The following is a 24,566-nucleotide window of genomic DNA, read 5'->3' on the forward strand; positions in this document are numbered from 1 at the left end:
ATTCGTGCTTTTTAAATACTTTTGCTTAAACTTTTAAACAATGACGCTCCAAGAATTAAAACCTTTAGTAACAGAAATAACAACAGATAGCTCATTTTCTGTTAACGCTAGACTTTTATCGGTATGCCAACTTCTTGAAAAAGAGGTGCTGTATTACAATTGGGTAGGGTTTTATTTTAAAAACGGAGATAAAAACGAGCTTAAACTTGGGCCTTATGTTGGCGAACCTACAGACCACACAATCATTCCTTTTGGCAAAGGTATTTGCGGGCAGGTTGCCGTAAGCAATCAGAACTTTGTAGTACCAGATGTGTCTGCTCAAGACAATTATATTGCTTGTAGTATTACTGTAAAAGCAGAAATAGTTGTTCCAATTTTTGTCAATGGCCAAAACATTGGACAAATAGACATTGACTCTAATACACCTGATCCGTTTACTGAAGCTGACGAGCGTTTTTTAGAATTTGTTTGCAAAAAAGTTGCCTCGATTTTATAGTTGTTAATAACTTCCGCTTTAAGTTAAAAAAACACGAGTTTTTGATTTGTTTTTACGCTTCAATTTTTGATTGAATTGCCTACTTTTGCAACCATATAACAACACATCAAAAATGAGCAACAACAAAACTATTAAATCAGCTTTAATTTCTGTTTTCAGTAAAGACGGATTAGAGCCAATTGTAAAAACTTTACACCAACAAAATGTTACTATTTATTCAACAGGAGGTACAGAAAAATTCATAAAGGATCTCGGTATTCCCGTTAAACCTGTTGAAGATGTTACATCATACCCTTCTATTTTGGGCGGTCGTGTTAAAACATTACATCCCAAGGTGTTTGGTGGAATTTTAAATCGCCAAAACAACGAGAGTGATGTTGCAGAATTAGCTGATTTTGACATCCCTCAAATTGATTTAGTAATTGTTGACTTGTATCCTTTTGAAAAAACTGTTGCATCAGGAGCTAGCAATCAGGACATTATTGAAAAAATTGATATTGGCGGTATTTCTTTAATTCGTGCTGCAGCTAAAAATTATGCTGATGTTGTTTGCGTATCTTCAGTTGAAGATTACAGCGAATTTTTAGGGCTTTTAGAAACTAAAAACGGAGAAACTTCTGAAGAAGACAGAAAGCGTTTTGCTGCCAAATCTTTCAATGTCTCTTCACATTACGACTCTGCTATTTTTAATTATTTCAATAGTAATCACGATATAGCAAGTTTAAAAATAAGTGAGCAAAAGGGTCAGGTATTACGATACGGTGAAAACCCTCACCAACGCGGTTTTTTCTTTGGTGATTTTGATGCTATATTTACCAAGCTTCATGGAAAGGAATTAAGCTACAATAACCTACTTGACGTTGACGCTGCAGTTAATTTAATGCAAGAGTTTAAAGGCGAAGCGCCAACTTTTGCTATTTTAAAACACAACAATGCTTGTGGTTTTGCACAGCGCGATTCCGTTTACAAAGCTTACGTTGACGCTTTAGCTGGTGATCCTGTTTCGGCTTTTGGTGGTATTTTAATTAGCAATACTGAAATAGACAACGTAACAGCCGAAGAAATCCATAAACTGTTCTGTGAAGTTGTCATAGCTCCCTCCTTTTCTGATGAGGCTTTAGAGATATTAAAAGGTAAAAAGAATCGAATTCTTTTAGTTTTAAAAGATATCGAACTTCCTCAAACAACTGTTAGAACCTGCCTTAATGGTGTTTTGGTTCAAGATAGAGACAATAAAACGGATAGTATTGAAAATTTATCTCATGCCACAAACAATAAACCAACTGAAAGTGAGTTAGAAGATTTGATTTTTGCATCCAAAATTTGCAAGCACACCAAATCTAACACCATAGTATTGGCAAAAAACAAACAATTATGCGCAAGCGGAACAGGTCAAACCAGCCGAGTTGATGCACTTAACCAAGCTATTCACAAAGCACAATCTTTTAATTTTGACTTAAAAGGTGCGGTTATGGCTAGTGATGCATTTTTCCCATTTCCAGATTGCGTAGAGATTGCCAACCATGCAGGAATTAAATCTGTAATCCAACCTGGTGGCTCTATAAAAGACCAATTAAGTATTGATTATTGTAATGATAATAACATGGCCATGGTATTTACAGGAACGCGTCATTTTAAACATTAATTTTATTACATTTACAAGATAGACTTATAAACCTCAAAAATTTACTTATAGCCCATGGGATTTTTTGACTTCTTAACCGAAGAAATTGCAATCGATTTAGGAACCGCCAATACACTTATCATCCACAATGATAAGGTGGTTGTAGACAGCCCCTCTATTGTTGCCAGAGATCGAATTTCAGGAAAGATTATTGCAGTTGGTAAAGAAGCCAGCATGATGCAGGGAAAGACCCATGAAAACATTAAAACTATTAGGCCATTAAAAGATGGTGTAATTGCTGATTTTGATGCCAGTGAGCAAATGATAAGTATGTTTATTAAAAACATTCCTGCACTTAAAAAGAAGCTATTCCCTCCATCGTTGCGTATGGTAATTTGTATTCCTTCTGGTATTACTGAAGTAGAAATGCGTGCGGTTAAAGAAAGTGCAGAACGTGTTAACGGTAAAGAGGTGTATTTAATTCACGAACCTATGGCTGCTGCTATTGGTATTGGTGTAGACATCATGCAACCCAAAGGAAACATGATTGTTGACATAGGAGGAGGAACTACAGAAATTGCTGTTATTGCTCTTGGTGGTATAGTCTGTGATAAATCAGTTAAAATTGCTGGTGATGTGTTTACAAACGATATTATATACTACATGCGTACGCAACACAATTTATATGTTGGTGAGCGTACTGCCGAAAAAATAAAAATCCAAATTGGTGCAGCAACTGAAGATTTAGAATTGCCGCCAGAAGATATGAGCGTTCAAGGTCGTGATTTATTAACAGGTAAACCTAAACAGGTTTCTATATCATACCGCGAAATTGCCAAAGCTTTAGATAAATCTATTTTACGTATTGAAGATGCTGTAATGGAAACTTTATCGCAAACACCACCAGAATTAGCTGCCGATATTTATAACACAGGTATCTATTTAGCTGGTGGAGGCTCTATGCTTCGTGGGCTCGATAAGCGATTATCCCAAAAAACTGATTTACCTGTTTATATTGCTGAAGACCCTTTGCGAGCAGTAGTTCGCGGAACGGGAATTACACTTAAAAACTTATCTAAATACAAAAGCGTATTGATAAAATAGCATTTAAACCATGCAACAAATCATAAACTTCTTTTTAAGAAACAAAACCTTTTTGTTGTACTTGTTTTTGTTGTTTCTGTCTTTAGTTTTCACTATTCAGTCTCATTCTTATCACAAAAGTCGGTTTATTAATTCGGCTAACTTTTTAACAGGTGGTATTTACAATTCTGTTAATAATGTGCAATCGTTTTTTAATTTAAAGTCTCAAAACGAACTCCTTCAAGAGGAAAACAATTATTTAAAATCCGTGCTTTACAATACTTCTGGCGAATTTAAAGAAGGATTTATTGATAGCACACGCTTTTCAAGCAATTATAAATTTACATCAGCTAGAATTATTAAAAACAGTTATGCGTCAACCAATAACGTTTTACTTTTAAACAAAGGAAGAAGCGATAGCATAGATCAAGATTTCGGAGTTATTACTTCTAAAGGTATTTTAGGTATTATTGATGAGACCAGTAACAAGTACGCCACGGTTATCTCTATATTAAATACGAATATCAAAATAAGTGCCCAGCTAAAAAACACCAACCATTTTGGATCTTTGGAATGGGATACGAAAAACCCAAACCGAGTACAATTACATGAAATTTCAAAAATAGCACCCTTAAAAAAAGGAGATACTATAGTCACGTCTGGCCGTTCAATAATCTTTCCGAAAGGCATTCCAGTTGGCACTATTGAAAGTTTTAATTTAGATTCAGCTGAAAATTTCTACACCATTGAAGTTAATTTGTTCAATGACATGACCAATATAGAGCATGTGTATATTATAGAGAATACAGATAGAAAGGAAATTAATAACCTACTGAATAATGAATAATATTGTAATCTCACATACTATTCAGTTTATTGTGTTGGTTTTATTACAGGTTGCTGTACTTAACCACATCAATTTTTTAGGGGATATTAATCCATATTTATACGTTATTTTTATTTGTCTTTTTCCAATTAACAACAACCGAATTGCGTTCATTTTTTTGAGCTTCTTATTGGGTTTATCAATAGATTTATTTTCAGATTCAGGAGGTGTTCATGCTGCTGCATCGGTTACTATTGCATTTATAAGACCTGTTATTCTAAAATTTTGTTTTGGATCAATATATGAGCATCAAACCATAAAATTTAAACATGTAGATTTTGGTGCGAAAGTCATATATTTTATAATTATAATATTTATACATCATCTCATTTTATTTTCGCTGGAAATTTTTAACTTAAGCAATATACTTTTAGCACTTAAAAAAACGTTGTTTTCAGGTATATTTACCTTGCTCTTATGTGTAATTACAACTGTCATTTTTAGTAGAAAAAAATAATGCGGCAATTTTTACTTTTCTTTTTAATAATAATTGTAGGCTTTACCTTTATTGGTCGCCTATTTTATTTACAAGTTTATTCCTCTTCAGCCCATAATCTGTACGAGGATAATGCTATTAGAAAAGTATATGATTACCCTAAACGCGGCTTTGTTTATGACAGAAATGGAAAGCTTTTGGTAGGCAACCAACCGTCTTACGATGTTATGGTTATTCCAAGAGAAGTTAAGCCTTTAGATACTGTTGAATTTTGCCAACTTTTAAAGATAACCAAGGAGCAGTTTATAAAAACTTACGAAAAAGCATATCGCTACTCACCACGATTACCTTATGTCTTTATTCCACATTTATCAAAGGAAGACTATGCTGTGCTTCAAGAAAAAATGCGTAAATATGAAGGGTTCTACATCCAAAAACGACTATTGCGGGATTACCAAACACAATATGCAGCCAACGTTTTAGGCTTTATAGCCGAAGTTACCCAAAGTCAAATTGAAAAATCACCTTACTATAAAATGGGTGATCTAATTGGCAAACAGGGAGTAGAATTATCCTATGAAGAAGAACTACGAGGCGTAAAAGGCATTAAGTTTATTCAAAAAGACCGATTTAATCGTGACATTGGCCCTTACAAAGATGGAAAATTTGACACCTTACCAAAACAAGGAAAAGATATAACCATTACTATAGACTCCAAATTGCAGGAGTATGGCGAATGGCTTATGAAAAATAAAAAAGGAGGTATTGTTGCCATAGAACCATCCACAGGTGAAATTTTAACATTAGTTTCTGCACCATCATACAACCCAAACCTTTTGGTTGGAAGAAAACGATCAAGAAACTACACTAAACTACATAACGACAGTATCCACCTACCACTTATTGATAAAAGTCTTTTACGTGAGCATGAACCAGGTTCTCCGTTTAAAGCACTTGTAGCTCTAACAGCTTTACAAGAAGGTGTTATTACTACAGAAACTGCGGTAAGTTGTTCAGGAGTTTATCATTATGGTCGAAATGGAAAAATGGGTTGCCACTGCGGAGGCGGCAGACGTAGTTTGAATTTAGGTATTGCAAAATCTTGTAATTCCTATTTCGCCAACGCTTTTAGAAAAACCGTAGATAAGTATGATGATTCGCATAAAGCTATGGATATTTGGAGCAATCATATAAAAAGCTTTGGGTTAGGACAATATTTAGGTACAGATTTACCCATTGGAAAAAAAGGAAATATACCAGATGGTTCTTATTACGACAAGTGGTATCCAGATTTTAATTGGGGCGCAACAACAATAATTTCAAATGCCATTGGTCAAGGCGAAATTCAAGTAACTCCCATTCACCTAGCCAATATGACAGCTGCTATTGCTAATAGAGGTCACTATTACACACCTCATATTATAAAGGATATTGAAGGTCAAGAAATAAATAAAGATTTTGTAACCAAACATCAAACTACAATAAATGAAAATCATTTCGAACCTGTAATTCAGGGGCTATATGATGTATACAACAAAGGTACGGCTCATTTTTTACAAGTACCAGGAATTGAAATTTGTGGTAAAACAGGTACTGCTGAAAATTTCACAGTAATTGATGGGAAGCGCACGCAGTTAACTGACCACTCCATTTTTGTGGCTTTTGCTCCAAAAGATAACCCCAAAATAGCCATTGCCGTATTTGTTGAAAACGGTTATTATGGAGCTCGATTTGCTGGGCGAATAGCCAGCTTAATGATTGAGAAATATATCAATAATGAGATTAGTAGAACAGATTTAGAAAATTGGGTTCTAACACATAGTCTGGAAAATGAATATCAAAAACCGTTTTCTGGTGAACCATTTAAAATTAATGCCGAATCTCAATATCAAATCATTGATTTACAAGAAAAACCACAAACAGACAACAAACCTGTTGAAGCTCAAAACCAAACCATAACAATACCTGCCAATGAGACAAACTGATAGATATTTTAAGTTTGATTGGATAACTATAGTATTGTTCTTGCTTTTAGTAGGTTTTGGGTGGATGAATATTTTATCGGCCTCACATATTGGAGAAACAATCGATTATTTCGATTTTTCTCAACCCTATGGTAAGCAGTTGGTTTTTATAATGCTTACCTTTTTATTAATAGTTATATTATTGTCCATAGAGGCTAAATTTTATGAACGCTTCTCTAGCATCATTTATTTAGTAGGTCTTTTATCGTTAGCAGGTTTATTTGTTTTTGGGAAAAATGTAAATGGTGCCACTTCATGGTATGGTATAGGAGGCATGACCATTCAACCCAGTGAATTCGCCAAAGCTGCTACTGCCCTAGCTGTTGCTAAATATGTTAGCGACATGAATACCGATATTAAAAACTTCAAAGACCAAATAAGACTCTGTGTTATTATTGCCCTGCCAGCTATTCTCGTGCTTTTACAAAATGATGCTGGAAGCACTTTAGTATACGGCTCATTCTTTTTTGTTCTCTATCGTGAAGGCCTACCAAAAATATATTTATGGATAATAGTCGTGCTTGGGTTAATATCTGTAGCATCATTAAAATTTGGCCCCTTAATTACTATTGTTGCAACTAGTATTATTGTTTTTAGTTTTCATTTTCTACGAAAGAAAAAACCTTCCATAATTCAGCCAATAGCCATGTTATTAGCCGCAATTATCTTGACATTTGGAGTTAACTTTTTCTATCAAAAAATACTTCAACCTCATCAACAAGACCGTATTAGCCTTTGGTTACGTTTAGAAAAAGATCCTGATAAGATTGAACAGATGCGTCGTGATATTCTTTACAATCTTTACGAGTCTGAAAAAGCCATTAGCTCTGGAGGTCTTAATGGTAAGGGGTTTTTGGAAGGTACACGTACAACTGGAAAATTTGTACCAGAACAACACACCGATTACATTTTTAGTACGGTTGGTGAAGAATGGGGTTTTTTAGGTAGTGCATTGGTTGTAATAACCTTTGTTTTGCTCCTTTTAAGAATTTTGCATTTAGCTGAGCTCCAAAAATCACAGTTTAGTAGGGTTTATGGCTATAGTGTAGCTTCTATTTTATTCTTTCATTTTATGATAAACATTGGAATGGTCATGGGACTGATTCCTACCATTGGTATACCACTGCCCTTTTTTAGCTATGGTGGTTCTGGACTTTGGGGCTTTACAATATTGCTCTTTATTTTCATTAAGCTAGACTCCAATAAAATTAATGAATGGTAACCCGTTTTTTAATTTAATTTTTTTTACGAAAAATATTTCCCTAATTTTATTCCTTAACTCTCTCTCAATATTATTAAAGAGTTAAGTCTCAAACCCATTATACTAAAAGTATTACGTTATACGATGTAATTTCTTACTTTTATAAAACTTATAACTATAACTATTATGTACAGTTTAAAATTACACAAAACTACCATCACATGAAAAAGCACATTTTATTTTATTCTTTCCTAATTATTGGATTAATAGTTTACGGACAAACAACAAAAGATCACGATTCTACCGCCATTTTTATTCTTGATAAAATGGCTGACAACATTGGGAATTTGGAAGCTGTTACTTTTGATCTAACTAATTCATCCGATGAATTTGACGATAATGATAATGTTGTAACCCAATTTTCAAAAAGTACTATTACGTTTTCTGGCCCTAGTAATTTATTAGTCAGAAAAAATGGTACTAAAGGTAAAGTTGGCTATTGGTATGATGGAAATTACATAACATATTATAACTTTGATGAAAACAACTATGTCACTCTAGAAGCTCCTGAAACTACCTTGGAAATGATTGACACCATGCACGAAAATTATGATTTTGTTTTTCCTGCAGCCGATTTTTTCTACCCCTCTTTTACAGATGACATGATTGAACAATTTGACAGTATATCTTATTTGGGTAAAAAGATTATTCAAGGTGAAGAATGTTACCATATTATGGCTCAAAGCAAAGATTTAAGTGTGCAAATTTGGATATCTAATCAAACGTTTTTACTACCTAAACATTTTGTGCTAATCAATAAGGCAAAATCTAATATGCAATATGAATCAACATTTAGTAATTGGTCATTGAACCCTTCAGTCCCTGAATCGGCTTTTAGTTTTATGCCACCTCCTACGGCAAGAATGATAAGCATCCTAAAAAAGTAACAACAACACAATTAAATAAAATTACAAATCATGTCAATATATAACTTAAACATTAAACACATACTCGGAATAGTTTTAGTCTTTTTCGCTCTTATACTTCCTTCAGAAATAAGTGCACAGCGCATGAGACATAATGCATCTAGAGGTGGAGGACGTACCATGTCAAGACCTACCAGCAGACCTTCCAATAATAGAGCTACAATGAACAGAAGTTCAAACAGAAATAGGGCAACAACAAGACCAACAACTACTAATAGAGCGCCAAATAGAAGTATTAATGGTGGTCACAATAAAAGTACAAATAGGAGCTATTCAAAAAATAAAATGCCCAACAGAAGTACTAATCGCGCTACAAACAATAAATCTACTCGAGATAGATCAGCAACTGGTGATAGATCTTCACGTGACAAATCTGCTCCTAAATTAGACACACGTAATCGTAAAACCTCAAATGTTAAAGATAGAAGCGGTAATAGAGGCAATGGAAACAGAGGCAATAATGTTAACAGTGGCAATAGAAGAAACATCAATATAGATAATAGCAGGACTGTAAATGTAAATAGAAGGAACACCTATGTTAGACCTAGCCCTCGCAGATATTCTAGACCTCCATATGCTTATGGAGGCTATCGCTATTATTGCCACAGACCTTATTTCTACCATCCTTTCGTTCCTTTCTATTGGGGTCCGTATTACCATCCTTGGGGTTATTTTGTTACATCATTGGCCACAACAGCCATTATAGTAAGTATTGTTAACGACAATGCTGATGACGATGATGAGGAATATCACTACGAAAATGGTAATTATTACCTTAAAACAGAAGATGGTTTTGTAGCAGTTCAAGCTCCTGTAGGTGCAGAAGTCCCGGATATCCCAGATGAAGCTGAAAAGGTTGAAGTAAACAATACAACCAATTACTATTACGGCGGAGCCTTCTATGAGCAAAACAAAGATGGATACATTGTAGTCCCTGCTACCGCTGGTACTATTGTACCAGGTTTACCAGAAGGCGGCGAAGAAGTCAAAATTGGCGAAGTAACCTATGTGCAATTTGGTGAAACCTATTATCAACCCATACAAGTTGATGGTAAGAACATGTACGAAATTGTAGAAGTCAAGAAAGAATAATCTAAAGTTATTTTTATTTAACTATTAATCGATAAAATAAACCATATGAAAAAATTAAACTTTGCATTTTTGTTAGTATTAGTACCCCTACTAACAATTGCTCAAAACAACAAAAAACCCAATATCCTAGTGATATGGGGAGATGACATTGGCACTTGGAACATTAGTCACAACAACCGTGGTATGATGGGATACATGACGCCAAACATAGACCGAATTGCTAAAGAAGGTGTTGGTTTCACAGATTATTATGCTCAACAATCTTGTACAGCTGGTCGAGCTGCCTTCATTGGTGGAAGTGTACCTGTTCGTTCAGGAATGACCAAAGTAGGAATGCCAGGTGCCAAGGAAGGTTGGCAAAAAACCGATGTTACCATGGCAACAGTACTGAAGAGTCAAGGATATACAACTGGACAGTTTGGAAAAAACCATCAAGGCGATTTAGATGAGCATTTACCAACCATGCATGGTTTTGATGAGTTCTTCGGAAACCTATATCACCTTAATGCCGAAGAAGAACCAGAGAATTTTGATTATCCTGGCGATATGGTTTTAAAAAATGGTCAAACATTTAGAGAAAAATTTGGTCCACGGGGAGTTATTCATAGCTGGGCGGATGGTAACGGTGGACAGAGAATAGAAGATACTGGACCGTTGACCAAAAAACGTATGGAAACTGTAGATTATGAAACTTTAGAAGAAGCCAAACGTTTCATTAGAGAACAACATGAAGCCGGAAAGCCATTCTTTACTTGGTGGAATGCTACAAGAATGCATTTTAGAACCCATGTAAAAGACGATATGCGCAATCCTGGTCATGATGAATATACCGATGGTATGATTGAGCATGATATGCATGTTGGTCAGTTATTAGAGTTGTTGGATGAACTAGGAATTGCAGACAATACAATTGTGATGTATTCTACAGACAATGGCCCACATTATAATACATGGCCAGATGCTGGAACTACGCCTTTCCACGGTGAAAAGAATTCCAACTGGGAAGGAGCCTATAGAGTTCCTGCTTTTATACGCTGGCCAGGACATTTCCCGGAAAATGTCACCTTAAATGGGATTATTGCCCATGAAGATTGGTTGCCTACATTTGCTGCTATAGCTGGTAATCCAAATATCAAAGAACAATTAAAGAAAGGTACTTCGCTTAATGGAAGATCTTACAAAAATCATATAGATGGTTATAACCAATTAGACTATCTAACAGGAAAGACTAAAGAATCTCCTAGAGAAGGGTTTATTTATGTTAACGATGGCGGCTCAATTGCCGCATTAAGATACGGTGATTGGAAAGCTACATTTTTAGAAAACCGAGCAAGGCAATTACAAATATGGTTAGAGCCTTTTGTGGAGTTAAGAGCACCGCTTTTAACCAATTTAAGACGTGATCCATTTGAAAAAGCCATATATGGCTCAAATACGTATTACGATTGGTATATTGACAGAGCATACATTCTTATAGCCATTCAAAGCTATGCCTATAATTTCTTATCAACGTTTAAAGATTATCCTCCAAGTCAAACCGCTGGTGACTGGAGTTTAGGAAAAGTAGAAAAGCAGATTGAAGCCATGGTTACTAAAAGTAATTAAATTATAAAATAAGAAAGAAGCTGTGTCCTTATAGGCGCAGCTTTTTTATTTAATCAAATTTTATGAAAAAATATTTAGCACTTATATTAGTTGCATTAGCCATACTGGCCTGCAAAAAAGAGGTAAAAACAAGTAATAAACCTGAAACTATTGTTGATACTATAGAAGAAATAGATCCTCTCCCTTCTTGGAATGAAAGTGATACCAAGAATGCTATTATGGCTTATGTTAAAGATGTGACTAATGCTGAAAGTCAAAACTTTATTCCTGTTTCCGACCGTATAGCTACATTTGACAATGACGGTAATTTGTGGAGTGAGCAACCAGCTTACTTTCAATTATTTTTTGCTATAGATAGAGTGAAATCTTTGGCATCCGATAACCCTCAATGGGAAACAACACAACCGTTCAAGTCAGTTTTGGAAGGTGATCTAAAAACTTTGGCTTCATTTGGCGAGCATGGCATACTGGAATTAGTTATGGCAACTCATTCTGGCATAACTACTGATGAATTTGAAGCCATAGTAAAAGATTGGCTGTCAACTGCCAAACACCCCCGTTTTAATAAGCCTTACAATGAACTTATTTACCAACCCATGTTAGAATTATTAGATTATCTACGTGCCAACGATTTTAAAACCTTTATTGTTTCGGGTGGTGGCATTGAATTTATGAGACCTTGGGTAGAAAACGCCTATGGTATACCAAAAGATCAGGTTGTGGGTAGCAGTATTGCAACAGAATATGATTATAATAACGGCAATCCCATTATTAAACGATTACCAAAAATTGATTTTATAGATGATAAGGCAGGGAAACCTGTTGGTATAAACAAATTTATTGGTAAAAAACCGGTTTTTGCTTCTGGGAATTCGGATGGTGACTTACAAATGTTACAATGGACCGATTCCAATTCTTATAAATCATTTCAACTCTATTTACATCATACAGATGCCGACCGTGAATGGGCTTATGATAGAGATTCCCATATAGGTAAGCTAGATAAAGGACTTGATGAAGCCATTGAAAAAGGTTGGACTGTAATCAATATGAAAAACGATTGGAAAGTGATTTATCCTTTTCAAGTAAATTAATTAATAAACACCTATGTCTTTTTCAAAGTCTGAAATAAAGCAACTGGTAAAAAAATATTTCCCTTATTTAAAAAACAAAGAAATAGATATATTTTTAAAAATGTCCACTTATGAAGTTTATGACAACAAAGACATAATTCTAAAAGGTGGACGAACTGATAAGTTTCTTTTTTTAATATTAAAAGGAAGTTCTAGAGCCTATAGTATTGATGAAAAGGGCCAAGAATTAAACTGTCACTTAAGAGCAGAGGGGTATTTCTTTGGTGATGCTAGGGTTTTTGAAGACAAAGAACAAATACTAAATGCTGAAGCTATTGGCGAAACTCATATTCTTAAATTTAATATCGATGCGTTAGAAAAAAAAGGGTATCAAAATCCAAAGATTATGGCGTTTTACATAAATATACTGAAAGAGGTTATTGCTGCTTTTTCACACCGAATTCACACATTTGTAGCAATGACTTCAGAAGAACGTTATTTGGATTTAATAGACATGAACCCAGACTATTTAAAATCAACCTTTGATAAACACATAGCTAGCTTTTTAGGTATTAAACCCTTAACGCTTCATCGCATCAAAAAAAAGCTAAAAATTATCAAATGATATTTTTTTAAAGACAATGATGCAATAATTTTGTGAAGCTATAATTAATCATATAATCAAACAACTATGAAAAATCACAAATTAAGAAAGCAAAGCTTGTTCTATTTTTTTAGTTCACTTTTTTGCTTAATGCTAATAGTAGCATGCAATAATAAACAGGAATCATCTTCAGAAGATACTTCTGTAGCAGATGATGGCTTTAAAGGAAAAATTGCATTGGATGTAAGAGATTCAGAAGCCGATTGGACTGCTTATGCTCCAAAACAAGCTCCCGAAGGTGCACCAAATATTCTATTTGTTCTATATGACGATACAGGATTGGCTGCTTGGTCGCCTTATGGAGGACGTATTAACATGCCTACTATGGATCGTCTGGCTGCCAATGGACTAACTTACACACAATGGCATACAACAGCATTATGTTCACCAACACGTTCTACAATTTTAACAGGTAGAAACCACCATTTAAATGGTATGGCCTCCATTACAGAAACTGCCGATGGTTTCCCTGGAGCTAATGGTCGAGTTCCAGATGATTGTGCGCCTTTCGCACAGATTATGCGCGACAATGGCTGGAGTACGTTTTGGTTAGGCAAAAACCACAATGTTCCAGAGTCTGATATCGCCTCTGGAGGTAATCGCTCCGAATGGCCAACACAAATTGGATTTGACCGTTTTTATGGATTCCTTGGAGGAGAAACCAACAACTGGTATCCAGATTTGGTAATGGATAACCATTTTATTGAACCACCTGCAACTCCCGAAGAAGGCTATCACTTATCTAAAGATTTGGCCGATCAAGCTATAAATATGCTTCAAAACCAAAGATCGACCAACCCATCAAAGCCTTTTTATATGTGGTTTAATCCGGGAGCTAACCATGCACCTCATCACTCTCCTGCTGAATACACAGCAAAATACAAAGGTATGTTTGATGATGGTTACGATGCTTATCGTGACTGGGTTGTTAAACGCATGAAAGATAAAGGTATTTTACCAGAAGATACCGCTATGACACCTTTTAACCCTATGCCAGAAGATATGGCAAACCCAGCTGATTATGTTCGCCCATGGGATGAGTTGAACGATGATGAAAAGAAATTATTCTCAAGAATGGCTGAAGTTTATGCTGGTTTTTCTGAATATACAGATGCTCAAGTAGGCAGAATAATTGATTATCTGGAAGAAACAGGGCAACTGGAAAATACTATCGTGATATATGCTGCTGATAATGGTGCTTCAGGAGAAGGTAGTCCAAACGGTTCTGTAAATGAAAATAAGTTCTTTAATGGTTACCCTGATGAGCTATCTGAAAACATGAAATATTTAGACGTTCTTGGCGGTCCAGAAACATATAATCACTTCCCTACTGGTTGGGCTGCTGCTTTTTCAGCACCATTTAAAATGTTTAAACGTTACTCACAATTTGCAGGTGGTACAAATGATCCACTAGTGATTTCATGGCCTAAAGGAATTAAAGCCAAAGGTGAAATCCGTCATCAATATCATCACTCTACCGATATTGTTGCCACGCTTTTAGATGTTTGTGGCATAGAAATGCCTAAAGTATATAATGGTGTAAAGCAAACACCACTTTCTGGTGTTTCTATGGCTTATTCATTTGATGCTGAACCAAATGGACCAACTCAAAAGGAGGTTCAATACTACTGTATGTTAGGAACCAGAGGTATCTGGAAAGACGGTTGGAAAGCTGTGGCTATTCATTCACCACTATCTGGAAAAAGTAATTTTGATAAAGATGTATGGGAATTATACCATGTTGCTGAAGATCGTTCTGAATCCGTTAATTTAGCTGAAGAATACCCAGATAAACTACAAGAGTTAATAGACGAATGGTTCCGTCAAGCCGAGATAAACAAAGTTCTTCCATTAGACGATAGAAGTGCTGCTGAAATATTAACAATCGAAAGACCAAAGGAAGAACCTCCTAAAGACCGTTTTATTTACAAACCTGGTACAGATCCTGTTCCAGAAGGTGTTGCTGTAAATATTAGAGGTCGTGATTATAAACTTTTGGCTAATGTTGAAATTACTGATCCAAATGCATCTGGTGTTATCTTTGCACATGGTTCTCGTTTTGGTGGTCATGCATTATTTATTAAGAATAAAAAACTATACTACGTATACAACTTCTTGGGTATAAAACCTGAACAGGTATTTGTTTCCAACACAACTCTAAAACCCGGCAGATACACTTTAGGTGTAGAATTTAAAAAAGAGAGCCAAGGTGAATATGGTGAATCATTAGGTCATACTAAACTGTATATTAATGAAGATGTAGTCGCAGAAGGCCCAATGAAAACGCAACCTGCCAAGTTTACACTTTCAGGTGATGGTCTTTGTGTTGGTTATGATAGTGGAGACGCTGTAAGCGAAAACTATCCCTCACCAAGTGAGTTTAAAGGAGGAACTATTTTTGGAGTAGGTGTAACAGCTGAAGGTACTCCTTATATCGATTTAGAAGCTGAAGCAAAACGTTTAATGATGAGCCAATAAATTTTATAAATTGGTTAATAGCACTGCAAAAAGGGAGTTCAAAATTAATGAACTCCCTTTTTATTTAAGAGTTATATTTTGATTCACATTTTTTTGTATCTTGACTATAATTTACTAATAATCATTACTTTATTATCTAACTAAAACTAAAATCATGAAAAAACTTTTAGCAGAATTTATTGGTACCTTTTGGCTTGTTCTAGGAGGTTGTGGAAGTGCTGTTTTAGCGGCTGGTGTTCCAGATATTGGCATCGGACTTGTAGGAGTCTCACTTGCATTTGGTTTAACCGTTTTAACAGGAGCTTACGCATTAGGGCATATCTCTGGAGGCCATTTTAATCCAGCTGTATCTATTGGGTTATGGATGGGTGGACGATTTGAAGCCAAAGATTTACTTGGCTATATCGTTTCGCAAGTATTAGGTGGCCTAGCTGGCGCAGCTATCTTATACTTAATTGTTAGTAGTGCTACTAATTTTTCTGGTTTTTCTGGTCCTGGAGCTTTTGCTACAAATTTTTACGATGCTGACGTTTATGGTGTAAACTACGGATTGGTAGGCGCTCTTGTAACAGAAATTGTTATGACTTTTATGTTTTTAATTGTTATCCTTGGTGCTACACATAAAAATGCATCTCCTGGATTTGGCGGTATGGCCATAGGATTAGCTTTAACCTTAATACATTTAATTAGTATTCCTGTTACCAATACATCGGTTAACCCAGCAAGAAGTACAAGTCAAGCTTTATTCGTTGGTGGTGATGCCACTGGTCAGTTATGGTTGTTTTGGGTAGCGCCTATTGCAGGAGCAATTTTGGCAGGTATTGTCTACAAATATATGGCGCCTAATAAGAACTAAAAAATTGATATACTATTTAAAAATAGAGGGAGATTTGGCTTCCTCTATTTTTTTAGCTCCAGTTTTTCGGCAAAATAATCGCAAAAATCTTTCATGGTTGCCGTCATTTTTTCGTCTTGGGTGGCACGATTAAAGGTATCGCTCATAGCCACTAAAGTTTGATGAAAAAACACTTTCATTTCATCAACAGGCATATCTTTTGTCCATAGATCTATTCGTAATGTCTCTTGCGATTTGTGGTCCCAAACCGATAAAAGCATGGCCTTTGCTTCTTCATTATTAATGCCTCCATCTTCAGCAGTCCAGCTTAATTTTTCTGGCACTCTATTATCATCTAACTCAACTTTTAACTCTATTGTAGATTCCATTCTTGCTATTCTTTACGTGGTTTGTATTTACTGTTATTAAATATGTTTATAGGCTCTTCAGTTAGCATATTCTTTAAAGACACATCGTTGTTTTCCATGTAAGCCTTTACAATTTGCCATCCCATAAAGCGACCTATTCTTCCTGGCGATTCATTATCTATTATTTCTAAGTAAAATTTAGAAAATGGTGCCGGATTAATAAAACGACTTGGTAATTTTGAATCTGTACTGTACAACAATTCCTTATCAATAAAATAGTTCCAAATAAAATACTCATTATCTTGAGACCATTTTAATTCCTCCTCGGTATATCCAATTTTTTCAGCGTCAGTTTTAAAAGGAATCATGACATCTTTAAAGTATAATATCTTACCATAGTATATCATTTCGTCTAAAAATGTCTTTCGATCCAATTGGTAAACATATTTTCCTCCATAAGATGCTGCCATATCCACAACAATCTGGTCTTTATTAAAATTCTGTTTTAAATAATTTTGAATACCACCATAAAATTCGTGATCAGACCCTAAATATGTATCCACAGAGATTAAAGCAATGGTATCTGTAACAATAACTTTATTTCTATAATCTACATCTGAGGGTGTTGTTATAACCCGAGGTACAGTAAATTCCGGAAAATAATATTTTAGATGTTGAAATAATTGCTCAATTTCTAATCTCACGTCACTAAAATCATCAAATGTTGAAACGCTCTCTGCTAATAGTTGATGTCTCAAACTATCCTGCATGCGCTCTACCCAAAATGAATCTGGATAGGATTCTGGGAACATAAAAGGATAAGCTTGCTTCAATTTCGGCAAATCTGATCCATCTGCTTCATAAAATGCCTTATCAAAACGCTCTACCAAAAAATCAACATCAATTTTAGCAATCTCTTGTTCCACTTTAGATTCCTTATTGCAAGAAACCAAAACAAGCATTGAAAATAATAATATAAAATACTTCATACTTAAGATTCTAAACCTAATTTTTATTAGTTGTGATATTGCCTTACTTTTGTGCAACAAAGGTACATTTCTTTGGTTAAAAATTTCTATAAAATGCAAACAGAAAAAGTTATTGAATACATAGTAAATTGGCTTAAGGATTATGCTATTAACGCAAAAGTAAATGGTTTTGTTGTTGGTATTTCTGGCGGCATAGATTCTGCTGTGACTTCTGCATTGTGTGCCAAAACAGGATTAGATGTTTTATGTTTAGAAATGCCTATTCATCAAGCGGCAAGCCATGTAAGTCGGGCACAAGAACATATTGCTCAATTAAAAAAACTATTTGAAAATGTACGTCATACTAGAACTGACTTAACACCTGTTTTTGAAGAATTTAAGACCGAAGTTTCTTTAGAAGGCAAACAAGCAATTGTTGATATGGCTTTGGCAAACACACGTGCCAGGCTGCGAATGACAACACTTTATTACTATGCGGGCTTACAAAAACTATTAGTTGCTGGAACCGGAAATAAAGTAGAAGATTTTGGTGTTGGCTTTTATACAAAATATGGCGATGGTGGTGTTGATTTGAGTCCTATTGCGGATTTACTAAAATCTGAAGTTTATGAACTTGGTGAATTTTTAAAGGTTCCTAAATCCATAATGGACGCTGCTCCAAGCGATGGGTTATTTGGTGATGCCAGAAGCGATGAGGACCAAATAGGTGCTTCATATCCAGAATTAGAATGGGCTATGCAAATGGATGCAGAAGGAAAAACAACAGATGATTTTGAAGGCAGAAAACAAGATGTATTAAAAATATATCAGCGTTTCAACCGATCAAACAAGCACAAAATGCTACCTATTCCTGTGTGCGAAATACCAAACAATTTAAAGTAAGGCCCTTATTTATCATTAGAATTTATTATCTTTACTAGGCTACTTAATAAATTTGTAGCTTGTTAAGCCTCAACAGTATCAACATCGAAAAAAATTCTAGACATGATAAATCTGTTGGTAGTTGATAACCATCCTATTATAAGAAAGGGCATTGAATTGCTATTTGTCACCTCACCACATATTCAAGTTGTAGGTGGAGTTGGGAATGGCGAAGCCATTTTTGAATTCCTCAAAGAGAATAGAGTTGATATTATTTTGTGTGAAATTGATTTGCCAAAATTAAATGGTTTAACCGCCTTAAGGCGACTTAAAAAAGATTTTCCTGATGTCAAGACCATTATTTATAGTGCTCAACCAGAAAGCATTTATGCTATCAATGCTATAAAGGCTGGTGCAGATGGTTATCTTTCCAAAACTGCTGGTATTATTACACTTAAAGAAGCCATTTTAAGGGTTCATGAAGGTGGAACATATTTAAGTAATGATATGGAAGAACAAATGAAAAAAGGCAGACGAGTTGGGCGTTCTGGTTCGTATTATCGAAAATTATCAACACGTGAGATTGAAGTTTTAAAATTAATTTCGTCTGGACGAAAAAACAAGGAAATTGCCGCCGAATTAAACATAAATGAAAAAACCGTTAGCACTTATAAAGCGCGTTTAATGAAAAAGTTACAAGTTGATAATATTGTAGATTTAATAAGTCGTGCCAAACTTCTTGAGTTATAAAACCCTATTTAATTTTCTGGACAACAACATTTTAAGACCTGAATAATCTTTAACTTCTTCTAATACTTCTCGATTTACTTGAGCTTTATTCTCTAAGGTCTCTTGTTTAAACTCACTTACTTTTTGTTCAATTAAAAAGCATCTTAAACTCAAAATGGTCTCGCTTACTAACTGTGCTATGGTTTGGTTTTTTTCCTTTGGAAAAATATTCTTACTATGCCAATTGGCCAAAGTATAGCGCTCGTCTTCCATAAGAATGGTGGTTATCTCGTTAGCATTTTTGGGGTCAACTTTATTAATAAAGCTTTCTAAAGGAAAGTCAGGATCCTGGTTTAAAGTATCAATTATTGTATAATATAAATCCTTGAAGGTTGGATTTGAAAACTGCATTTCATCATCCTGTAAATCCAAATAAATTTTTTCAAAAACTCGAGCTTCCTGTTTTACAGGTTCTAATATTAATTCATTCTTCTCGTTTTCCTTTAAAATTAAATCTTCAAAATCTTCAAGTCGATTTCCATAAAGCAACAGAATTTGAATAATCTTTCGTTCTAATTCATATTGAACATCTACCTTTTTAACCGGTTGTTTATGCTTAATAACTTCAAAGGCTTTCTGTTCCTGTTTATATTGTTTATTGGTTTCCTGAAATTCTTTTTTATTAATTTGTGCAAGAGTGCTAAAAAGAACTTCTTCACTTATATCCATAATTCTAGCACATTCCCGAATATAAATTTCCTTTTTTATTCGATCTGGTATTTTTGAAATACTATTTACAATATCACGAACTGTTTCGGCTTTTTTTATAGGATCGTTTTTAGATTCTTCAAATAAAACCGAAGCTTTAAATTGAATAAAATCTTTTGCCTGTTCGTCTAAATAAATAGTCAGTTCTTCCAACGTATTATTTTTAGCAAAACTATCTGGATCTTCACCTTCTGGGAAGGTACAAACTTTGACGTTCATACCTTGTTCTAAAATTAAATCTATACCACGAAGCGAGGCACGAAGTCCTGCTGCATCACCATCAAACAACACAGTAATGTTTTTGGTAAGCCTATTTATAAGCCTTATTTGTTCGGGTGTTAAAGCAGTTCCTGAAGATGACACCACATTTTTAATTCCGGTTTGATTAAACTGAATAACATCTGTATATCCTTCAACCAAATAGCAATTATCTTCTTTCGCTATACTTTGCTTGGCCTGGTAAATACCATACAACACCTTACTTTTATGATAAATGTCGCTTTCTGGTGAGTTTAAGTATTTAGCTGCTTTTTTATCATTGGTTAGAATTCGACCACCAAAACCAAGAACCCTACCACTCATACTGTGAATTGGGAATATAACACGCCCTTTAAATCGGTCAAAACGCTTATCTTCCTTTACAATGGTCAATCCTGTTTTTTCCAGAAAATTAAGTTGATAGCCTTTTTTTAAGGCTTCGTCTGTAAAGGCCTGCCACTCATCTAAAGAATACCCTAAATCAAATTTCTTTATTGTTTCTTCTGTAAAACCTCGTTCTTTAAAATAACTTAAGCCAATAGCTTTACCCTGATCTGTTTTATGAAGAATATTTTGAAAATATTGGCTGGCATATTCACTTACCAAATACAAGCTTTCTCGTTCGTTTGCTTGCTCTTTCTCTTCGTTGGACTGTTGGGTTTCCTCAACTTCAATATTATACTTTTTGGCTAGGTATTTTATGGCTTCGGGATAAGTAAAATGTTCATGCTCCATTAAAAAGGCTACAACATTACCACCTTTACCACTGGAAAAATCCTTCCAGATTTGTTTTACTGGAGATACCATAAAACTTGGTGAGCGCTCATCGCTAAACGGACTCAATCCTTTAAAGTTACTTCCCGCTTTTTTTAATTGTACAAAATCACCTATAACCTCCTCTACTCGAGCAGTTTCAAATACTTGGTCTATGGTTGTTTTAGATATCAACTAAATATTATTTTGAGAAATGTAAAAGTACTAAAAGTTATGGCATTTTATAGAATACCCAATTTGAAATGTAACTAAAATCAACTAACTTTCTGAATTCTTATTTAAAACCTTTTTTATGAAACCATATAAGCTTTCCATTCTGTTTTTTGTTGTACTGTTTTCTATAACAGACTATGTCAAGGCACAAGATCAAGTTGGTCCTATTTTTGAAAATGGCGAAGCCCAAATAGTTCCAGAATTTAATAATCCTGATAAGTGGATACGTCATGATTTATGGGTTGAAACCACTTTCGATACTGATGGAGACGGTAAATTAGACCGTATGCATGTTGCTGTTACACGACCACCTCAAACAGAAAACGGCTTAAAATTACCAGTGGTATACGAATCAAGCCCCTATTATGCTGGTGTAGCACCTAATGTAGATGGCTTATTTTGGGATGTTCATCATGAATTAGGTGAAACAGCAAAACCGCGAGTGAAAGTTGAAGTTAAACGTATAGGCAAGCGCCCAATAATCTCGAATTCTCAAATAAAAACCTGGGTCCCAAGAGGCTATGTTGTTGTACATTCGTCATCTCCTGGAACTGGATTATCTGATGGTGCTCCAACTGTAGGTGGCGACAATGAGTCATTAGCTCCAAAAGCTGTTATCGATTGGTTAAACGGTCGCGCTAAAGGGTATACAGAGCGAGATGGCAAAGAAGAAGTTAAAGCATATTGGTCTACAGGAAAAGTAGGTATGACAGGCACATCGTATAATGGAACAATTCCCTTGGCTGCTGCAACTACTGGCGTAGAAGGCTTAGAAGCCATTATTCCAATTGCTCCAAACACATCATACTACCACTATTACAGATCAAACGGATTGGTACGTTCACCTGGTGGTTATTTGGGAGAAGATATAGATGTACTTTATGATTTTATTAATAGTGGTGGTGAAGAATTAATTCTTAATAAGGATTATATAAAAGACCACAAAGACTCCAAAAAATTTATTAGAAAAAGAGATTACAACAATACCAAAATCCGTGATACTGAAATGAAAAATGGTATGGATCGTATTACAGGGGATTATAACAATTTTTGGGCTGGACGCGATTATTTAAATGATATGGAGCCCATGAAAGCTGCATTACTCATGTCGCATGGTTTTAACGATTGGAATGTTATGCCAGAGCATAGTTATCGTATTTATAAAGCAGCATCAGAGAAAGGTTTACCGACCCAAATTTATTACCACCAATTTGGACATGGTGGCCCACCACCAATTAGCATGATGAATCGTTGGTTTACACGCTACTTACATGGTGTGGAAAATGGTGTTGAAAATGATGCCAAAGCTTGGATAGTTAGAGAAAATGATAACATGCAAGAACCAACAGCTTATAAAGATTATCCAAATCCAGATGCTAAAGATGTAGCCTTGCATCTAAACGCTGGAGGAAATGCTATTGGTCAATTATCCTTAAGCAAAACAAAAAAGCAAGGCACTGAAACTTTAATTGACGATGCAACTATTTCCGGAAACGATTTAGCTCAAGCCAAAAACTCAAAAAACAGGTTGTTATATGTAACACCAGAACTTAAAGAAGATCTTCATATATCTGGACTTGCCAGTATATCAATAACTTTAGCTAGTAGCAAGCCCGCTGCCAACCTATCAGTTTGGTTAGTGTCGTTACCTTGGAACTCAGAAGGTAAACCAAAAATTACTGATAACATTATTACACGAGGTTGGGCGGACCCACAAAACCATAAATCTTTAACCGAGAGTGAACCTTTAAAGCCTGGTAAATTTTATAGTTTGAATTTTGATTTACAGCCAGACGATCAAGTTATTAAGAAAGGACAACAAATTGGTTTAATGATATTCTCTAGTGATAGCAAATTTACCCTATTACCAAAGCCCGGAACAGAATTGACCATAGATTTAGATAAAACCAGCTTAACCTTACCTATTGCTGGTGGTGAGGAAGCATTAAAAAAAGTAACCGAGTAAATACAACAGAAGGCTTCAATGTTTTTGAAGCCTTCCATCCTACTAATTCAATGTAATTAACACTAGTCCATATCAAAACGAATACCTAATGATATGTTATTTTGGTCTATTGCTTGATTATTAAATATAGGTTGTAAATCATATTTACAATATATACCAATTCCACCCCAAGCCAAATAGCCGCTTAACCCGTAAACAAAAGCATTGGTGTTATAATCTCTAAACTTATCTTTTTCTTTTTTGCCGTTTTCTGAATACTTTAGTTTTTGCTGAGATTGTAAATTCAATCCTGCATAACCTCCTAATCCTACTTTAAATTTTCTGTAAGTTGAATATCTAAAGTAATCATCGCGCTCAATTTTTTTAGATGGTCCAAATTCAAAATGAACAGGGATTACCAAATTGGTTGTTCTGAATTTCGATTTATTGACGTTAACCCGAAACTCTTCTAAAGAAACATTTCCATCATCATCTTCTACAAAATAAAGATTGTCCTTAATATCTAATTTATTCCATTGAAAAGACACACCATATTTAAACCTTAGCGCATTTGAGTTTTTAAACACACGTGTTTTCCATGCCCAACCTAATTCAACAAAACCAGAACCTCCAATTTTGTATGGCGAATCGCTTAAGGATTGCCCTTCTATTATGGCATTGTTAAACCCTATGGCAAAGACTAAATCACTGGTAGTGCGCCTATCGTATTTACGTGGTCGTCTCTTATGATCTGGACCAATATAAAAACTCCCCATATCGTACTCATCTGACTCTTCATTTTTCCCAATTTCAATTTTAAAGCCTTCAAGATTGGCTCCTGTATCAAAATCTACATACTCATTACGTTCCAGTAAAGCAATACGGTTATCTATAATTGCCAAGCGGTTTTCAATGTTTAAAGCATGCTTTTCAGCTTGTTCATTTTTTCGCCTTGCGGCTTCTTCCAAAGTAATCTCACCGTCATCAAGTCTCTTGTTTATGGCTTCAACGGCTTCTTTAAGCCGTGACTTTTCTTCAGCCTTTATAATCTTTTTTTGCTCTATTAAAGCTTCAATTTTATCTTCATTTTTTTCCTGTGCGTAGTTAAGCTGCACTGTCACTAAAAAGATAATAAATACTAGTGTTTTAGTAATAATTTGCATAATTGTTCGATTTTT

The 24,566-nt window shown here is 34.9% G+C and carries 21 protein-coding genes; 17 read left to right on the top strand and 4 right to left on the bottom strand.

Features of this window, described 5'->3' with window-relative positions; all coding sequences use genetic code 11:
• The first annotated feature begins 40 nt into the window (after positions 1 to 40).
• The 14 genes from MTX13_RS10680 (at position 41) to aqpZ (ending at position 16,504) form a co-directional block, all read left to right on the top strand.
• Positions 41 to 496: a GAF domain-containing protein gene (locus tag MTX13_RS10680; RefSeq protein ID WP_250434791.1), complete on the top strand. Its 456-nt coding sequence runs from the start codon at positions 41 to 43 to the stop codon at positions 494 to 496.
• Between the two features lie 112 nt (positions 497 to 608).
• On the top strand, positions 609 to 2,141 hold the full coding sequence (gene purH, locus MTX13_RS10685; RefSeq protein WP_250434792.1) for a bifunctional phosphoribosylaminoimidazolecarboxamide formyltransferase/IMP cyclohydrolase: 1,533 nt from the start codon (positions 609 to 611) through the stop codon (positions 2,139 to 2,141).
• Positions 2,142 to 2,195: 54 nt separating this feature from the next.
• Positions 2,196 to 3,224 (top strand): rod shape-determining protein, encoded by a 1,029-nt coding sequence (locus tag MTX13_RS10690; protein ID WP_223034843.1) that lies wholly within the window; start codon positions 2,196 to 2,198, stop codon positions 3,222 to 3,224.
• Positions 3,225 to 3,234: 10 nt separating this feature from the next.
• Positions 3,235 to 4,050 carry a rod shape-determining protein MreC gene (mreC, locus tag MTX13_RS10695; RefSeq protein ID WP_250434793.1) on the top strand — a complete coding sequence of 272 codons (816 nt, stop codon included), beginning with the start codon at positions 3,235 to 3,237 and terminating at the stop codon, positions 4,048 to 4,050.
• The gene (gene mreD / locus MTX13_RS10700; RefSeq protein ID WP_250434797.1) at positions 4,043 to 4,546 is read left to right on the top strand and encodes a rod shape-determining protein MreD; all 504 of its coding nucleotides are present in this window, start codon (positions 4,043 to 4,045) and stop codon (positions 4,544 to 4,546) included. The genes mreC and mreD overlap by 8 nt, the downstream gene beginning before the upstream one ends.
• Positions 4,546 to 6,510: a penicillin-binding protein 2 gene (mrdA, locus tag MTX13_RS10705; protein ID WP_250434804.1), complete on the top strand. Its 1,965-nt coding sequence runs from the start codon at positions 4,546 to 4,548 to the stop codon at positions 6,508 to 6,510. Before mreD ends, mrdA begins: the two co-directional genes overlap by 1 nt.
• Positions 6,497 to 7,771: a rod shape-determining protein RodA gene (gene rodA, locus MTX13_RS10710; RefSeq protein ID WP_250434805.1), complete on the top strand. Its 1,275-nt coding sequence runs from the start codon at positions 6,497 to 6,499 to the stop codon at positions 7,769 to 7,771. The genes mrdA and rodA overlap by 14 nt, the downstream gene beginning before the upstream one ends.
• A gap of 200 nt (positions 7,772 to 7,971) precedes the next feature.
• Entirely contained in the window at positions 7,972 to 8,697 is a 726-nt protein-coding gene (locus tag MTX13_RS10715) for a DUF2092 domain-containing protein (RefSeq protein WP_250434807.1), read from the top strand.
• Between the two features lie 30 nt (positions 8,698 to 8,727).
• Complete coding sequence (locus tag MTX13_RS10720; RefSeq protein WP_250434809.1) at positions 8,728 to 9,828, top strand: DUF6515 family protein; 1,101 nt, start codon at positions 8,728 to 8,730, stop codon at positions 9,826 to 9,828.
• 45 nt (positions 9,829 to 9,873) lie between these two features.
• Positions 9,874 to 11,433 carry an arylsulfatase gene (locus MTX13_RS10725; protein ID WP_250434811.1) on the top strand — a complete coding sequence of 520 codons (1,560 nt, stop codon included), beginning with the start codon at positions 9,874 to 9,876 and terminating at the stop codon, positions 11,431 to 11,433.
• A 62-nt stretch (positions 11,434 to 11,495) separates the two neighbouring features.
• Positions 11,496 to 12,527 (top strand): HAD family hydrolase, encoded by a 1,032-nt coding sequence (locus MTX13_RS10730; protein WP_250434813.1) that lies wholly within the window; start codon positions 11,496 to 11,498, stop codon positions 12,525 to 12,527.
• 13 nt (positions 12,528 to 12,540) lie between these two features.
• Positions 12,541 to 13,131, top strand: coding sequence for a Crp/Fnr family transcriptional regulator (locus tag MTX13_RS10735; protein WP_250434814.1), 591 nt, complete (start codon positions 12,541 to 12,543; stop codon positions 13,129 to 13,131).
• Positions 13,132 to 13,197: 66 nt separating this feature from the next.
• Positions 13,198 to 15,648, top strand: a complete 2,451-nt coding sequence (locus MTX13_RS10740; RefSeq protein ID WP_250434815.1) for an arylsulfatase — start codon at positions 13,198 to 13,200, stop codon at positions 15,646 to 15,648.
• Between the two features lie 151 nt (positions 15,649 to 15,799).
• Complete coding sequence (gene aqpZ, locus MTX13_RS10745; RefSeq protein ID WP_317238881.1) at positions 15,800 to 16,504, top strand: aquaporin Z; 705 nt, start codon at positions 15,800 to 15,802, stop codon at positions 16,502 to 16,504.
• A gap of 44 nt (positions 16,505 to 16,548) precedes the next feature.
• On the opposite strand, the gene gldC is transcribed toward aqpZ, so the two are convergent.
• Entirely contained in the window at positions 16,549 to 16,872 is a 324-nt protein-coding gene (gene gldC / locus MTX13_RS10750; RefSeq protein ID WP_262920476.1) for a gliding motility protein GldC, read from the bottom strand.
• A gap of 5 nt (positions 16,873 to 16,877) precedes the next feature.
• Positions 16,878 to 17,840, bottom strand: coding sequence for a gliding motility lipoprotein GldB (gene gldB / locus MTX13_RS10755; RefSeq protein WP_250434817.1), 963 nt, complete (start codon positions 17,838 to 17,840; stop codon positions 16,878 to 16,880).
• A 93-nt stretch (positions 17,841 to 17,933) separates the two neighbouring features.
• Here gldB and nadE point away from each other — a divergent pair, with 93 nt between their 5' ends.
• Together nadE and MTX13_RS10765 are read left to right on the top strand one after the other, a co-directional pair.
• Entirely contained in the window at positions 17,934 to 18,722 is a 789-nt protein-coding gene (gene nadE / locus MTX13_RS10760) for an NAD(+) synthase (RefSeq protein WP_250434819.1), read from the top strand.
• A gap of 102 nt (positions 18,723 to 18,824) precedes the next feature.
• A complete protein-coding gene (locus MTX13_RS10765; protein WP_250434821.1) occupies positions 18,825 to 19,451 on the top strand; it encodes a response regulator in 627 nt (208 codons plus the stop codon).
• On the opposite strand, the gene dnaG is transcribed toward MTX13_RS10765, so the two are convergent.
• Positions 19,446 to 21,404, bottom strand: a complete 1,959-nt coding sequence (gene dnaG, locus MTX13_RS10770; RefSeq protein WP_250434823.1) for a DNA primase — start codon at positions 21,402 to 21,404, stop codon at positions 19,446 to 19,448. The genes MTX13_RS10765 and dnaG overlap by 6 nt on opposite strands.
• Positions 21,405 to 21,522: 118 nt before the next feature.
• On the opposite strand from dnaG, the gene MTX13_RS10775 reads away from it, so the two are divergent.
• Positions 21,523 to 23,409, top strand: coding sequence for a Xaa-Pro dipeptidyl-peptidase (locus MTX13_RS10775; RefSeq protein ID WP_250434824.1), 1,887 nt, complete (start codon positions 21,523 to 21,525; stop codon positions 23,407 to 23,409).
• A 62-nt stretch (positions 23,410 to 23,471) separates the two neighbouring features.
• On the opposite strand, the gene MTX13_RS10780 is transcribed toward MTX13_RS10775, so the two are convergent.
• On the bottom strand, positions 23,472 to 24,551 hold the full coding sequence (locus MTX13_RS10780) for a hypothetical protein (RefSeq protein ID WP_250434825.1): 1,080 nt from the start codon (positions 24,549 to 24,551) through the stop codon (positions 23,472 to 23,474).
• Positions 24,552 to 24,566: the final 15 nt, after the last annotated feature.

Source organism: Hanstruepera flava (assembly GCF_023634025.1).
GTDB lineage: Bacteria > Bacteroidota > Bacteroidia > Flavobacteriales > Flavobacteriaceae > Hanstruepera > Hanstruepera flava.